This window comes from Shewanella sp. 10B (genome assembly GCF_023475885.1).
Lineage (GTDB): Bacteria > Pseudomonadota > Gammaproteobacteria > Enterobacterales > Shewanellaceae > Shewanella > Shewanella mangrovisoli.
The window spans coordinates 33,489-47,234 of record NZ_JAMDJO010000001.1; the positions used below are offsets into that span (position 1 = coordinate 33,489).

Genomic DNA, 13,746 nt, shown 5'->3' on the forward strand with positions numbered 1-13,746 from the left:
AAAAACCGGCAATTGCCGGTTTTTTTTATTCACTAAGAAAATTAAGCAGCCAGTGCTTTGATCTTAGCGTTCAAACGAGCCTTATGACGGGCAGCTTTATTCTTGTGAATAAGGCCTTTAGTCGCCATACGGTCAACGATTGGTTGTGCAGCAGCGAAAGCTTCAGTTGCTGTTTTGTGATCGCCAGCTTTGATAGCAGCGATTACTTTTTTAACGTATGTACGTAACATTGAGCGACGGCTGGCGTTGTGCTGACGACGCTTTTCAGATTGAAGCGCGCGCTTCTTTGCAGACTTGCTATTAGCCAAGGTGCAACTCCTAAAAACTGGATTTGATACTTTTAAAGGCCGAGGAATATGCCTGCATTTAGTCACTTTGTCAATGACTATGATTGAATAATCATCATAAAGATAAATTAATTCAACCCGCCTTGGCTATCTTCAACCCAACTCGTGTAATATGTGGCGCAATTCTAACAGCTATTGCCGCAGTGTGACAGAGCCTGAGTCGATTTTTTGAGATGAATCACCTAATCCATTCGATGTAGGTCTGGGGGACGTTTGAGTAAAAAATTATTGAAATCTGGCATGATTGTTAGTGCTATGACGTTGATTTCTCGTGTTTTAGGTTTGGTTCGAGATGTAGTTGTTGCCAATTTAATGGGGGCAGGGACAAGCGCCGACGTTTTTTTCTTCGCTAATAAAATTCCTAACTTTTTACGCCGATTATTTGCTGAGGGTGCTTTTGCTCAAGCATTTGTTCCCGTCCTGACCGAATATCAAGAAAAACATACTTCGGACGAGACTCGAGAGTTACTCAGTAAAGTGGCGGGAACTTTAGGGCTGTTGGTGACCATTGTGACGCTTGTCGGTGTCATCGCATCCCCCGTATTGTCGGCCTTATTTGGTGGCGGCTGGTTTGTGGCTTGGCTTAACAATGAGCCCGATGGCGCCAAGTTTGAGCTGGCAACCGTTGTGCTTAAAATCACCTTTCCGTATTTATGGTTTATCACCTTTACCGCGTTAGCTGGGTCCATCCTAAATACTCGTGGGCGTTTTGCCGTATCAGCCTTTACCCCTGTATTCTTAAACGTGGCTATTATTGCGGCTGCAATGTTTTTTGCGCCGACGTCTTCTCAGCCTGAAATTACCTTGGCATGGGGGGTGTTCTGTGGCGGTTTAATTCAGTTTTTATTCCAGATTCCCTTCTTACTTAGAGAAAAGGCCTTAGTTAAACCGTCATGGGGTTGGAAGCATCCTGGTGTGGTGAAGATCAGAACCTTGATGATCCCAGCGCTGTTTGGTGTGTCAGTCTCACAAATCAATCTATTATTCGATACCTTCATTGCCAGCTTCCTAATGACGGGCTCCATCAGCTGGCTTTACTATTCAGACCGCTTATTAGAATTTCCACTCGGTTTATTCGGTATCGCCATTGGCACCGTGATTTTACCTGCTTTATCGCGTAATCATGTGAATGCCGAAGGGGATGGCTTTGGTAAAACCATGGATTGGGGCATTAAGGCGATTCTTTTATTAGGATTACCCGCCATGATGGGGTTGATTGTGCTCGCCCAGCCCATGTTGATGGTGCTGTTTATGCGCGGCGCCTTCTCTATCCAAGACGTCGAGATGGCATCCTACAGCTTGATGGCTTATGGCAGTGGTTTACTCAGTTTTATGCTTATCAAAGTGTTAGCGCCTGGATATTACTCACGCCAAGACACAAAGACTCCTGTGCGTTACGGCATTATCGCCATGATTACCAACATGGGCTTTAACTTGATCTTTGCGATTCCCTTTGGTTATGTCGGCTTAGCGATTGCGACATCGATGTCGGCTTTACTGAATGCGACCCTTTTATATCGCGGCCTACACAAAGCGGGTGTTTACCGAATTTCTAAGCCAACAATGGTGTTTTTCCTTAAAGCCGTGGTTTCAACGGCCTTGATGGTGGTAGTCTTGTACTATTTCTTACCCACGCAATCCCAATGGTTGGAATGGCAGTTAGTTGGGCGTGCTAAGGCTTTGATTGGTTTGATTGCTGTTGGCGCTATTACGTATTTACTTGGCTTATTGGCGTTAGGAATTCGTCCTTGGTCAATGAAACGGGGAGTTTGATTGCTGATTCTTATCGTTAGCTGTTATATAATCAGCCGATTTGCGCTTGGCAGTTGTCTAAAGTTATGGAATTAATCCGCGGTATACATAACATTTTGTCATCTCACCATGGCTGTGTGCTGACGATAGGTAATTTTGATGGCGTGCATCGCGGCCATGCACAGGTGATTGCTAATCTGGTGCAAAAGGCCAAACAGCTCTCGCTACCGCCGACTGTGATGACATTTGAACCTCAACCACAGGAGTTATTCCGGGGGGAGAATGCGCCCGCGCGTCTGAGCCTATTGCGGGACAAAATCATCCTGCTCGATGAGTTAGGCGTTGAACGGTTAGTGTGTGTTAACTTCAACCGTGCCTTTGCCGATCAACCGGCGGAGCATTTCATCGAAGAACTGCTGGTGCGTAAACTCGGAGTGAAATACCTCGTCGTTGGCGATGACTTTTGCTTCGGTCAAGGCCGAAAAGGCAATTTTGAAATGCTGATGCAGGCGGGAGCCCGTTACGGCTTTACCGTAGTAAGCACCCAGAGTTTTATGGTGGGCTCGCAACGAGTGAGTTCGACCGCGGTAAGAGAACAATTGGCTAAAGGAAACCTAGAGCAGGCAAGACGCCTACTCGGTCATCCTTTTACCTTAAGCGGCCGCGTGGCCCATGGCCAAAAAATTGGCCGAACCATAGGTTTTCCTACCGCTAATATCGCCCTCAAGCGCAATGTTGTGCCGGTGCGCGGGGTGTTTGCGGTGAAACTCTATTGGGATGATAGCGATATTTATGAAGGGGTTGCCAATATTGGCTTCCGCCCGACCGTAAATGGTCAAGTTTGTCAGCTTGAGGTGCATCTTTTTGATTTTGAAGGTGACATTTATGGCAAGCATGTTGAGGTTGAGTTAGTGGCAAAACTTCGCGATGAACAACCCTTTGATTCATTGGATGCACTAAAACAACAGATTTTGAATGATGCAAATGAGGCCAGAGCTTTATTTGGTAACGATGCAGGCTGATATTTATCAGTTTAATTAACGGTATAGGATCAATGAGCGACTATAAATTTACTTTGAATTTGCCGGAAACTGAGTTTCCGATGCGTGGTAATTTGGCAAATCGCGAGCCAGAGATGTTAGAGCGCTGGACGAAAGACGGTCTGTATCAGCAGATCCGTGATAGCCGAATTGGCCGCACACCTTTTATTTTGCATGACGGCCCACCGTATGCGAACGGCAGCATTCATATTGGTCACTCAGTAAACAAAATTCTTAAGGACATTATTGTTAAGTCAAAAACCATGTCTGGTTTTGACGCGCCTTATGTGCCTGGTTGGGATTGCCACGGTCTGCCCATTGAACTGAAAGTTGAGCAAAAAGTCGGTAAGCCTGGTCAAAAAATTTCTGCGGCCGAATTCCGTGAAGAATGCCGTAAATATGCGGCTGAGCAAGTCGAAGGTCAACGTGCTGACTTTATTCGTTTAGGCGTGCTGGGCGATTGGCAAAAGCCTTATTTAACGATGGACTTTGCTACCGAAGCCAATATCGTACGCTCTCTATCAAAAGTGATTGAAAATGGTCACTTACATAAAGGTGTTAAACCAGTTCATTGGTGTACAGACTGTGGTTCTGCATTGGCTGAAGCCGAAGTGGAATACGAGGATAAAACCTCTCCCGCTATCGATGTGGCCTTTACTGCGACAGATAGCAAAGCTGTTGCCGATCAGTTTGGTGTAAGCGATTACTCACATGCTGTGGCTATGGTGATTTGGACGACCACACCTTGGACGCTGCCTGCTAACCGCGCGTTATCTATCAGCCCAGAGCTGGATTACAGCTTGGTTGAATTTGTGAAAGAGGGTGCGACTCACGCGGTTATTCTGGCCGATGTGTTAGTTGAAGCCTGTATGACGCGTTACGGCGCCGAGAGCCACAGCGTGTTAGGTAAAGTTAAAGGCGCAGCACTTGAGCTGGTTCGCTTTAAGCATCCATTCTTAGCCTTTGACGTTCCTGCGATTTTAGGCGACCACGTGACGACTGACGCGGGGACGGGTGTGGTTCACACGGCACCTGGCCATGGTCAAGACGACTTCGTGGTAGGTCAAAAATACGGTTTAGAAGTGGCAAACCCAGTTGGTGATAACGGTGTTTACAAACCAGATACTGAGTTCTTTGCCGGTCAACATGTATTTAAAGCAAACGACAATGTGGTTGCACTGCTGAAAGAAAAAGGCGCGCTATTACACCATGTTGCATACCGTCACAGCTATCCACACTGCTGGCGCCATAAAACGCCTATTATCTTCCGTGCTACGCCGCAATGGTTTATCTCAATGGATAACCAAAACCTGCGCAAGCAAGCATTAAGCGAAATTGAGCAGACTCAGTGGATCCCTGACTGGGGTCAAAGCCGTATCGAAAAGATGGTTGAGAATCGCCCTGATTGGTGTATCTCTCGTCAACGTACTTGGGGCGTGCCAATTACATTATTCGTACACCGCGAAACCGAAGAGCTGCACCCTGACAGCGTGTCGTTAATGGCGCGTGTAGCCAACCGCATTGAGCAGGAAGGCATTCAAGCTTGGTGGGATCTCGATGCTGCCGAATTACTGGGCGAAGAAGCCGAACAATACCGCAAAGTGACCGATACCTTAGACGTATGGTATGACTCAGGTTCAACCTTTGCTTCTGTGGTTGGGGCGCGTCCAGAGTTTCATGGTCATGGCGTCGATTTGTACCTCGAAGGTAGCGACCAACACCGCGGCTGGTTTATGTCATCACTGATGATTTCTACCGCCATGACTGGCAAAGCACCTTACAAGCAAGTGCTGACCCACGGCTTTACCGTTGATGGTAAAGGTCGCAAGATGTCGAAATCTATCGGTAACGTTATTGCGCCGCAGCAAGTCACTAACAAGTTAGGTGCAGACATTCTGCGTCTTTGGGTTGCTGCAACCGACTACAGCGGTGAAATGACGGTATCGGATGAAATCTTAAACCGTAGCGCCGATGCTTATCGCCGTATTCGTAACACCGCTCGTTTCTTACTGGCGAACCTTAATGGTTTCGATCCTGCTAAGGATTTAGTGGCTGTAGAAGATATGGTGGCGTTAGACCGCTGGGCAGTGCGCCGCGCGGCAGCTCTGCAGCAAGAAATTATCGAAGCTTACGAGCAATATAACTTCCATATTGTGACGCAAAAGCTGATGCAGTTCTGCTCTGTTGAGCTAGGTAGTTTCTACTTAGACATCATCAAAGATCGTCAGTACACCGCGAAGCAAGAGGGCCATGCCCGCCGTAGCTGTCAGTCGGCACTGTTCCACATTGCTGAGGCCATGGTGCGTTGGATTGCGCCAATCCTGAGCTTTACTGCCGATGAAGTGTGGCAATTACTGCCAGGTCAGCGTGATGCTTACGTGTTTACCCAAGAATGGTATCAAGGACTGCAATCTATTACTTTAGATACAGATCTCAGCGATGCGTACTGGGAAAATCTGCTGACTGTGCGTAACGAAGTCAACAAGGTCATTGAGCAAGCGCGCCGCGATAAACGTATTGGTGGCTCCTTAGAAGCAGAAGTCACACTGTTTGCTGATGCGGCTTTAACTGAACAGTTAACGCACATTGGTGATGAGCTGCGCTTCGTCCTGTTGACCTCAGAAGCCAAAGTAATGCCATTGGCGGATGCGACAAGCGATGCCGTTGAAACCGAACTGGCGTCATTGAAGTTAGTGGTCGGTGCGACAACCGCTGAAAAATGCGAACGTTGTTGGCACCACAGGGAAGAAGTGGGCACGATTGAGGCTCATCCAACGCTGTGCCATCGCTGCGTAACCAATATTGAAGGTGACGGCGAAGTTCGTCTGTTTGCGTAAAGGATCTGTATGCCATTAACTTGGAAAGACAGTGGCTTACGTTGGTATTGGGTAGTTGTATTGGTGTTTTTGGCCGATCAACTATCCAAACAATGGGTCTTAGCCAATTTTGATTTGTTCGAATCGGTGAAGTTATTACCTTTTTTTAATTTCACCTATGTGCGTAACTATGGTGCCGCATTTAGCTTTTTAAGTGAAGCGGGCGGTTGGCAACGTTGGTTATTTACCCTAGTGGCCGTTGGTTTCAGTACCTTGTTGACTGTGTGGTTGCGCAAGCAATCGGCATCCCTGTGGAAGTTAAATTTGGCTTACACCTTAGTGATTGGTGGCGCCCTAGGTAACTTAATCGATCGATTGATGCATGGTTTTGTGGTGGATTTTATCGATTTTTATTGGGGTAAGAGCCATTATCCTGCCTTTAATATCGCTGATTCCGCGATCTTTATCGGCGCAGTGCTGATCATTTGGGATTCGTTTTTTAACAGCAAATCCGAACAAGATAAAACCGAAGAGGTGAAGTAGTGACTGTGACACGTTCGTTATTGTGCCATATGAATATTGTGCTTGAAGATGGTTCGACCGCCGATAGCACTAAAGCCTCGGGTAAGCCTGCACGTTTAAATATCGGTGATGGTACTTTAAGCCCTGCATTTGAAGCGCAGCTTGCCTCCTTAAATGAAGGCGATAAGCACAACTTTACGCTTGAAGCCGTCGATGCCTTTGGTGAGTCAAATCCCGATGCGATTCACTATATGGATAGAACCCGTTTTCCAGCCGATATGGAGCTAGAAGTGGGTGTTATCGTGAGTTTCGCCGGTCCTGGCGGAAGTGAGATCCCCGGAATTGTGCGTGAGGTTGCGGGCGATTCGATTACGGTCGATCTCAACCACCCTCTTGCGGGACGAAAAGTCACATTTGAACTCGACGTGGTGAAGGTACTGTAAGATGAAATTAGATCCTACCAGCCCAAGTTTAAATATTATGCTGGCCAATCCTCGCGGCTTTTGTGCTGGTGTGGACAGAGCCATTAGTATTGTTGAGCGCGCGCTCGAGTTATTTTCGCCGCCAATTTATGTTCGTCACGAAGTCGTGCATAACCGCTATGTGGTGCAAAATCTGAAGGACCGCGGTGCCGTTTTCGTTGAAGAGTTAGACCAAGTACCGGATAACAATATTGTTATCTTCAGTGCGCATGGGGTTTCTCAGGCGGTACGTGCAGAGGCTAAGGCTCGTGGTTTGCGAGTATTCGATGCGACTTGTCCGTTAGTCACCAAAGTGCATTTGCAGGTCACCCGCGCCAGTCGCAAGGGGATTGAATGTATTTTGATTGGCCATGCGGGGCATCCTGAAGTTGAAGGCACCATGGGACAATATGATAACCCCAATGGTGGTGTTTATCTGATTGAGTCCCCTGCAGATGTCGAGACTTTAGAAGTTCGCGATCCTAATAACCTCTGCTTCGTGACTCAAACGACGCTTTCGGTGGATGATACTCTCGATATCATCAGCGCCTTATTAAAGCGCTTCCCGTCCATTGAAGGCCCGCGTAAGGATGATATTTGTTACGCGACGCAAAACCGTCAGGATGCAGTGCGTAACTTATCGGCCGATGTGGATCTGTTAATTGTGGTTGGTTCGAAAAACAGTTCTAACTCTAACCGCTTGCGTGAATTGGCATTAAAAACCGGAACTCAATCTTATCTGGTTGATACCGCTGATGATATCGATTCATCTTGGTTCGAAAATGTGACAAAAGTTGCAGTGACCGCTGGCGCATCGGCGCCAGAAGTGTTGGTTCAACAAGTAGTTCAAGCGATTGCAAAATTAGCACCGAGTGTCGTCACCGAAGTTGAAGGGCGTAAAGAAGATACCGTCTTTGCCGTACCTGCGGAATTACGCTAGTTCATTCAAATCAATGTGATGAATAAAAAAGAGGCCAATGGCCTCTTTTTTATTATCAAAACTCACCAAATACAAACAAGGCATAATGGAATTAACGCTTATATGCTATTGTTACTGGCTACTTACATTTTACTCATCTATTATTAACTGCTAGCAATGTTTTTATCGTAAGATTAAGATTTAAAAGGGTAAATGGCTGAAAAGCTTGTCAAAAATATGACTAAATTCGAACGATTGACGCATAACAGAATTCAACGGGGCTTCTCTTTAATTGAAGTGCTTGTCGCATTGGTGATTCTAGTCATTGGCTTGATCGGTATTTTTAATTTACACATTGTAGCCAAACGCGGCAGCTTTGAATCTTTTCAGCAAACACAAGCCTCCTATTACGCCAATGATATTATTAACCGCATGAAGCTAAATCGAACGCAGCTTGCTAGCTATGATGGTGATTACGTTGGCTCTCAAACTGCTATTACGCCTGTATCGCCAGCGTGTGAAGGTGGGACTCTATGCACCCCAGCTCAATTGGTTGCTTGGGATTTATATGAGTGGCGCTCCGCATTTTCTGGGGAGAATGAAATTGTTGGTACTCAAAATGTGGGGGGATTGGATACGCCTACAGCATGCATAAAAGTTAATGGCAATTCAGTTTCAGTAACAATGACATGGCGTGGAATTAGTGAAACTAGCGATAATATAGGAAGCATCGAGTGTGGCACCTCGAGTAACAGACGACGTGTGTTTACTATTCAAACGGTGATTTAGATGATTTTTAGTGCAACAAAATTTGTTGTTTTGACTAGACAAGCAGGTATGTCGCTCGTTGAATTGATGGTCGCTATGGTAATAGGACTATTTTTAACAGCGGGTGTATTCACCATGTTCAGTATGTCGTCATCAAATGTCACTACAACGAGTCAATTTAACCAGTTGCAGGAAAATGGACGTATTGCATTAGCCATTATGGAGAGGGATTTAAGCCAGTTAGCTTTTATGGGGGATATGACGGGAACGGATTTTGTTCTTGGAGCTAATGCGTTTATTTCACCAGGAACGGTTGTTAATAATGATTGTAGTGGCGGAGGTGTCAACAACGCATCACTTCCTAATAATCAACCTGCCCATTTTCGTCGTTTATGGGGTTATGAAGAAGGGGTTAGTGGCCCGTCGTTCTCCTGCCTCAATTCGGTAAAATCTAATACGGATGTTTTACAAATCAAGCGCTTTATTGGGCCTAATTTACTTCCTGCGGCACTTTCTTCTTCTAGTTATTATGCTGCAGCTACTTCGAGCCAAGTGGTTTTTTTTAATGGTGGTGGTGCAGTCCCCATACTTGATAATGCAAGGTTTTGGGAGTATCAACATCATATTTATTATATTCGAGATGATGCAGATGGCATTCCTATTTTAAGACGTAGAACGCTTACGACTGGTAATGGAATGAATAATGAAGAGCAGCTAGTCGAGGGTATTGAGAATATTCGAGTTTCATATGGATTTGACAACGACGGTGATGATGTTCCCGATAGTTTTTTACCTGCGGAAGATGTGACAAATATGATGTGGGATAATGAGTTATTTCAACGTTTAGTGGCATTGAAGATCTATGTACTAGTTCGCTCAATACAAGAGGATATGACCTACACTAACGAGACAACTTATCAATTAGGTGATAAAGAAATAGCGAAACCCAGTGATCATTTTAGGCGTAAAGTTATGTCGACTACAGTTGTTTTAGAAAACCCTGTATTAATTCGGAGTTGATAGAATGACATTCAGCAAACAAAAAGGAGTGGTGTTATTTTTTGCTCTTATCGTATTGATACTTATGACTCTCATTGGTGTTGCTCTGGCTGTTAATTCTACACAATCACTGCGTATGTCTGGGGCCGGTTCAGAGAGGATAGAAGCAAAAGCGTTAGCTGATGGCGGCATAGCTGCAGTTTTGGATGCAAAGACTAAAGCATTTTTAGCCACTATGACCGCGATTGATACAGGTAATAATTATTCAGGTGGACATCAAGTGTTAACACCGCTACCACTTGTGGATGATGGTTCTGGTGCTTTGGTTGTTCAACCAAAGAATGTGTCGTGCCAACGAAGGGGTGACGCTAGCGGTACCGATTTATTCAAATGTCGCCGAGTTGAGATAGCTAGTCAGGTAGATTTTGGTCGCGACAATTTGGGACAAATAACGGTCGTTACAGGTGTTGAGCAAGAAGTGCTTAACGGGAGCGGGATATGAAGATTAATAAACTCATTTGTATACTTTTATTTTCAATGTTAGGTATACCTAGTCAAGGTTGGACTGATGACACAGATCTTTATTTGCTTCCCCCGCCAAACCAAGGCCGGAGTAAGGTATTAATTATATTTGATAACTCTGGCAGTATGGACACTATTGTAGAAGGAGCACCCGGTGGATATAACCCCAATACAGAATATCCGCCAGTGGGAAGTTCCCATTCATATTCTGGACGAATGATCTATTTCACTATTGGGACTGGAATGGATGAAAGTTCTTTACCTGTTCCTGATAGTCCGTCCGAATCTCGTCGATTTAATGAATTGATTAATGGTTGTGCCGCTGCTACAGCTGCGCTTAATACCTACGGACGTTTTACTGGGTATATTAGGGAATATAAAACAACTGGGCAGGACAAGGGAACTTGGCAACAAATTAAGGAAAACAGTGGTGCTGAGAAAAATAATCCAGTTGATTGTTGGGAGGATATAGAGGCTGAAAATACTTCTAATAATAGCAGTGTGACAGGTTACGCAACTGGTTATCCCCAAAACAGTGTTAAATCTGGGAATAATTATGTGCCCTTCGGAGGTACGTTAGCAAATGCTAAAGCAATGGGGTTTAATTCTGGAGAGTTGGTCACTCTTTATACCGATAATTACCTCAGATGGTACACCTTATACAAAGAGGGTCGACTACCTGCTGATGATGAACCACAATCGCGTTTAGAAATGGCTAAAGATGCAATAAGTGGGGTAATTAGCTCAATAGGCTCTGTTGATTTTGGTATGGCAGTGTTTAATATGAATTATCCTAATGAAGGAAACAGAGATGGTGGCCGAATTATTGCTGGAATTCGAAGCCGTACCTCGGCTGAAAAAGATAATTTAATTAGTACAGTGACAAATCTTTCCGCACAAACTAATACTCCATTATGCGAAACAATGTTTGAAGCATATCGATATTTTAGCGGTGGCCCTATTACCTTTGGGCATTCGGATGAGAACTATAATAGTGGTGGGATACACTACACCAAAAATAATCCTCCGTATGATTTGACTATTGAAAATTCAGGTAATTATATTTCTCCAATGGATGTCTGTAGTGATGTTGCCTTTGTTATTTACATTACTGACGGCGCCCCAGTTTTAGATGAAAGCGCCAATTCATATATCACATCCTTAACAGCAAATGGTGTACCAGCTGGTAATTATTCTCGCTATCAATACAAAGCTGCACAAGGTAGTACTCCAGCGAAGTCAAGTTATTTGCCTGCGTTAGCGAGTTATATGTATGAGAATGATTTATTGCCTAATACAGAGAAATATCAACGGGTAATAACTCATACTATTGGCTTTAGTTTAGGTGATGATTCTGAGGCTGAGCCTCTTTTAATCGAAACAGCAGCACGTGGGCATGGTCAGTATTTTAGTGCCGATAATACAATTAATTTACAGGCAGCAATCGCTAATATAGTAGACACCATAACTAATGTGGGACAGCGATTTTCAGCACCAGGGGTTGCATTTAGTAATGCGGATCCAACACGAACACTTGATTCTGCTTATTACGCGTTATTTCGTCCATCTCAAGGCCCTAAATGGGCGGGAAACTTGAAAAAGCTTAAAATCAATTCAGCTGGCACTCTCATTGACGCAAATAATGCTCCAGCTATTAGTCGTACAGGAGGAATAGTGGATACCGCCTGTAGTTTTTGGAGTGATTGCTCGACTGCTCCTGACGGCAATAATGTACAGGAAGGAGGTGCTGCAAGGGCAATTACTCCGAATACGAGGAAGTTATTAAGTAATATTCAGAGCGATGGTGGAATTACAAATCTTACACTGAGTAACGCTTCTTTACATGCTGGAGGTGATACCCTATTAGCTAGCTATCTAGGTTTGCCGACCGATCCAACTGAAGTGCAAGCACAACTGACAAATGCATTTGAATGGATAAAAGGAAATAATGTCGACCGTGATGATACTGGAGCACTTACTTCAGATGATTATTCAGGAACTAGAGGCGATATCATGGGGGACCCAATGCATTCTCAGCCGCTAGCAATTGATTTTGGCGGTGATGGCTCGAATGTTAGAATTTTTGTAGGAACCAATCATGGGGTACTTCATTCTTTTAGGGATTCAGGTAGTACCATCAGTGAAAGTTGGGCATTTTTACCCTATGAATTATTACCCAACACAACGACTCTTAGAGCAAATAGTTATGCCAATGGCCATAGTGTATATGGTATTGACGGCTCGCCAGTTGCGTATTTAGAGCGTTCTGCTTCAGGTTCTATCACCAAAGCATGGTTATTTATTGGAATGAGACGAGGGGGGCATTCTTATTATGCCTTTGATGTAACAAGCCCTGATGAACCTATACTTATGTGGAAAATATCCAATGAGACTTCTGGATTTACAGACATGGGGCAAACTTGGTCTACACCTGTAGTAACTAAAGTTCCTGGGGTTGATGTACCGGTTGTTATTTTTGGTGGTGGATATAATTTAGGCTATGACGCTTCGACAGGAACTAATTCAGACGGGCGTAATGTATACATCGTAAATGCTACATCCGGAGCTTTAATCCATAGTTTTGGCGCTAGTGGAACGACTAGTTTGCCAGGTATTGAGGATAGTATTCCAGGTTCTATTGCTACTCTCGATAGCAACGGTGATGGGGTAACAGATCGATTATATGCTGCAGATCTAGGTGGTAACGTGTGGCGGATGGACATGCCTTCTGCTAACCCTAGTGAATGGAGTGGGTTTAAGTTTGCATCATTAGGTGGGAGCTTAAGTTCGGATGATAGACGTTTTTTCTATGAGCCTGTCGTAGCACAAACATCTTTTACTAATCTTACAGAAGTGACTACAACCACAGATACTGGTACTACTACAACTGTTACTCATCAGAATGTACCTTATGATGCAGTTACTTTAGGCTCAGGCAATCGAGCTGCACCACTTGGCAGCGCAGTAAGCGATATGTTTTTTGTGTTACAGGATAGGAATGTTGTTACTAAAACATTTGGAGGGAGTGGTGAGACTATTCCATCACCGTTAACATTAACAAATCTTTATAATGTAACGTCAGCAGCTCCGAATACTCAAGCAGAAAATATTGAGTTTGGTACCAAGCGTGGTTGGTATTACGACTTTTCATTATTAGGTGAAAAAAGTTTATCTCCTTCTGCGATAATTAAAGGTAAGGTTTACTTTACATCTTTTATTCCCGCTCAATCTAGCGGATCATCAGGCACAAGTTGTTTAATAACATCAAATGGACGCTTGTACACTTTAGATTTACATAAAGGTGGACGATATTCTGCTGAATACATTGATGTATGCCAAGATTGTATACCTCAACCTCCGAAAATTATTACCCCACCTCCGCCTGAAGATAAACCAATATGTGATCCAAGTGCAGAGACGTGTGAACCGGATCCGGACCTTCCTCCTAAACCAGTCCTAGATCCTGATTGTGAAACATCTGCGGTGTTAATTATTGGTAGCGGCACGTGCGATGCTACGGGTCTGAATTGCACAGGAACGGTAAATTTAGGGGCCTGCTTAAGCACCAACAAAATTTATTATCATATTGATGAGTAAGAA

The 13,746-nt window shown here is 44.4% G+C and carries 11 protein-coding genes; 10 read left to right on the top strand and 1 reads right to left on the bottom strand.

The annotated features are described in order from the left end of the window. Nucleotides 1–41: 41 nt before the first annotated feature. Nucleotides 42–308: a 30S ribosomal protein S20 gene (gene rpsT / locus M0415_RS00145; protein WP_011623708.1), complete on the bottom strand. Its 267-nt coding sequence runs from the start codon at nucleotides 306–308 to the stop codon at nucleotides 42–44. Between the two features lie 252 nt (nucleotides 309–560). Between rpsT and murJ the strand changes: the two genes are divergently transcribed. The 10 genes from murJ (at nucleotide 561) to M0415_RS00195 (ending at nucleotide 13,743) form a co-directional block, all read left to right on the top strand. After that, entirely contained in the window at nucleotides 561–2,120 is a 1,560-nt protein-coding gene (murJ, locus tag M0415_RS00150) for a murein biosynthesis integral membrane protein MurJ (RefSeq protein ID WP_249556044.1), read from the top strand. A gap of 65 nt (nucleotides 2,121–2,185) precedes the next feature. Beyond that, complete coding sequence (ribF, locus tag M0415_RS00155) at nucleotides 2,186–3,121, top strand: bifunctional riboflavin kinase/FAD synthetase (protein ID WP_249556043.1); 936 nt, start codon at nucleotides 2,186–2,188, stop codon at nucleotides 3,119–3,121. 32 nt (nucleotides 3,122–3,153) lie between these two features. Continuing rightward, the gene (gene ileS / locus M0415_RS00160; protein WP_249556042.1) at nucleotides 3,154–5,976 is read left to right on the top strand and encodes an isoleucine--tRNA ligase; all 2,823 of its coding nucleotides are present in this window, start codon (nucleotides 3,154–3,156) and stop codon (nucleotides 5,974–5,976) included. Nucleotides 5,977–5,985: 9 nt separating this feature from the next. Next, complete coding sequence (gene lspA / locus M0415_RS00165) at nucleotides 5,986–6,498, top strand: signal peptidase II (RefSeq protein WP_011623704.1); 513 nt, start codon at nucleotides 5,986–5,988, stop codon at nucleotides 6,496–6,498. Beyond that, nucleotides 6,498–6,920, top strand: a complete 423-nt coding sequence (gene fkpB, locus M0415_RS00170; RefSeq protein ID WP_249556041.1) for an FKBP-type peptidyl-prolyl cis-trans isomerase — start codon at nucleotides 6,498–6,500, stop codon at nucleotides 6,918–6,920. The genes lspA and fkpB overlap by 1 nt, the downstream gene beginning before the upstream one ends. A gap of 1 nt (nucleotide 6,921) precedes the next feature. Then, nucleotides 6,922–7,878 carry a 4-hydroxy-3-methylbut-2-enyl diphosphate reductase gene (gene ispH, locus M0415_RS00175; RefSeq protein WP_088210425.1) on the top strand — a complete coding sequence of 319 codons (957 nt, stop codon included), beginning with the start codon at nucleotides 6,922–6,924 and terminating at the stop codon, nucleotides 7,876–7,878. Between the two features lie 192 nt (nucleotides 7,879–8,070). Beyond that, nucleotides 8,071–8,646: a type IV pilus modification protein PilV gene (gene pilV / locus M0415_RS00180; protein WP_249556040.1), complete on the top strand. Its 576-nt coding sequence runs from the start codon at nucleotides 8,071–8,073 to the stop codon at nucleotides 8,644–8,646. Further along, nucleotides 8,647–9,645: a PilW family protein gene (locus tag M0415_RS00185; protein WP_220056296.1), complete on the top strand. Its 999-nt coding sequence runs from the start codon at nucleotides 8,647–8,649 to the stop codon at nucleotides 9,643–9,645. A 4-nt stretch (nucleotides 9,646–9,649) separates the two neighbouring features. Beyond that, a complete protein-coding gene (locus tag M0415_RS00190) occupies nucleotides 9,650–10,126 on the top strand; it encodes a pilus assembly PilX family protein (protein ID WP_220056295.1) in 477 nt (158 codons plus the stop codon). Continuing rightward, nucleotides 10,123–13,743, top strand: coding sequence for a pilus assembly protein (locus tag M0415_RS00195; protein ID WP_249556039.1), 3,621 nt, complete (start codon nucleotides 10,123–10,125; stop codon nucleotides 13,741–13,743). The genes M0415_RS00190 and M0415_RS00195 overlap by 4 nt, the downstream gene beginning before the upstream one ends. Nucleotides 13,744–13,746 lie beyond the last annotated feature (3 nt).

What these genes read in the sequence shown, in the direction of transcription:
- M0415_RS00195 (WP_249556039.1), top strand. Translation starts at nt 10,123, where the DNA reads ATGAAGATTAATAAACTCATTTGTATACTTTTATTTTCAATGTTAGGT.
- lspA (WP_011623704.1), top strand. Translation starts at nt 5,986, where the DNA reads ATGCCATTAACTTGGAAAGACAGTGGCTTACGTTGGTATTGGGTAGTT.
- M0415_RS00185 (WP_220056296.1), top strand. Translation starts at nt 8,647, where the DNA reads ATGATTTTTAGTGCAACAAAATTTGTTGTTTTGACTAGACAAGCAGGT.
- ileS (WP_249556042.1), top strand. Translation starts at nt 3,154, where the DNA reads ATGAGCGACTATAAATTTACTTTGAATTTGCCGGAAACTGAGTTTCCG.
- ribF (WP_249556043.1), top strand. Translation starts at nt 2,186, where the DNA reads ATGGAATTAATCCGCGGTATACATAACATTTTGTCATCTCACCATGGC.
- M0415_RS00190 (WP_220056295.1), top strand. Translation starts at nt 9,650, where the DNA reads ATGACATTCAGCAAACAAAAAGGAGTGGTGTTATTTTTTGCTCTTATC.
- ispH (WP_088210425.1), top strand. Translation starts at nt 6,922, where the DNA reads ATGAAATTAGATCCTACCAGCCCAAGTTTAAATATTATGCTGGCCAAT.
- pilV (WP_249556040.1), top strand. Translation starts at nt 8,071, where the DNA reads ATGGCTGAAAAGCTTGTCAAAAATATGACTAAATTCGAACGATTGACG.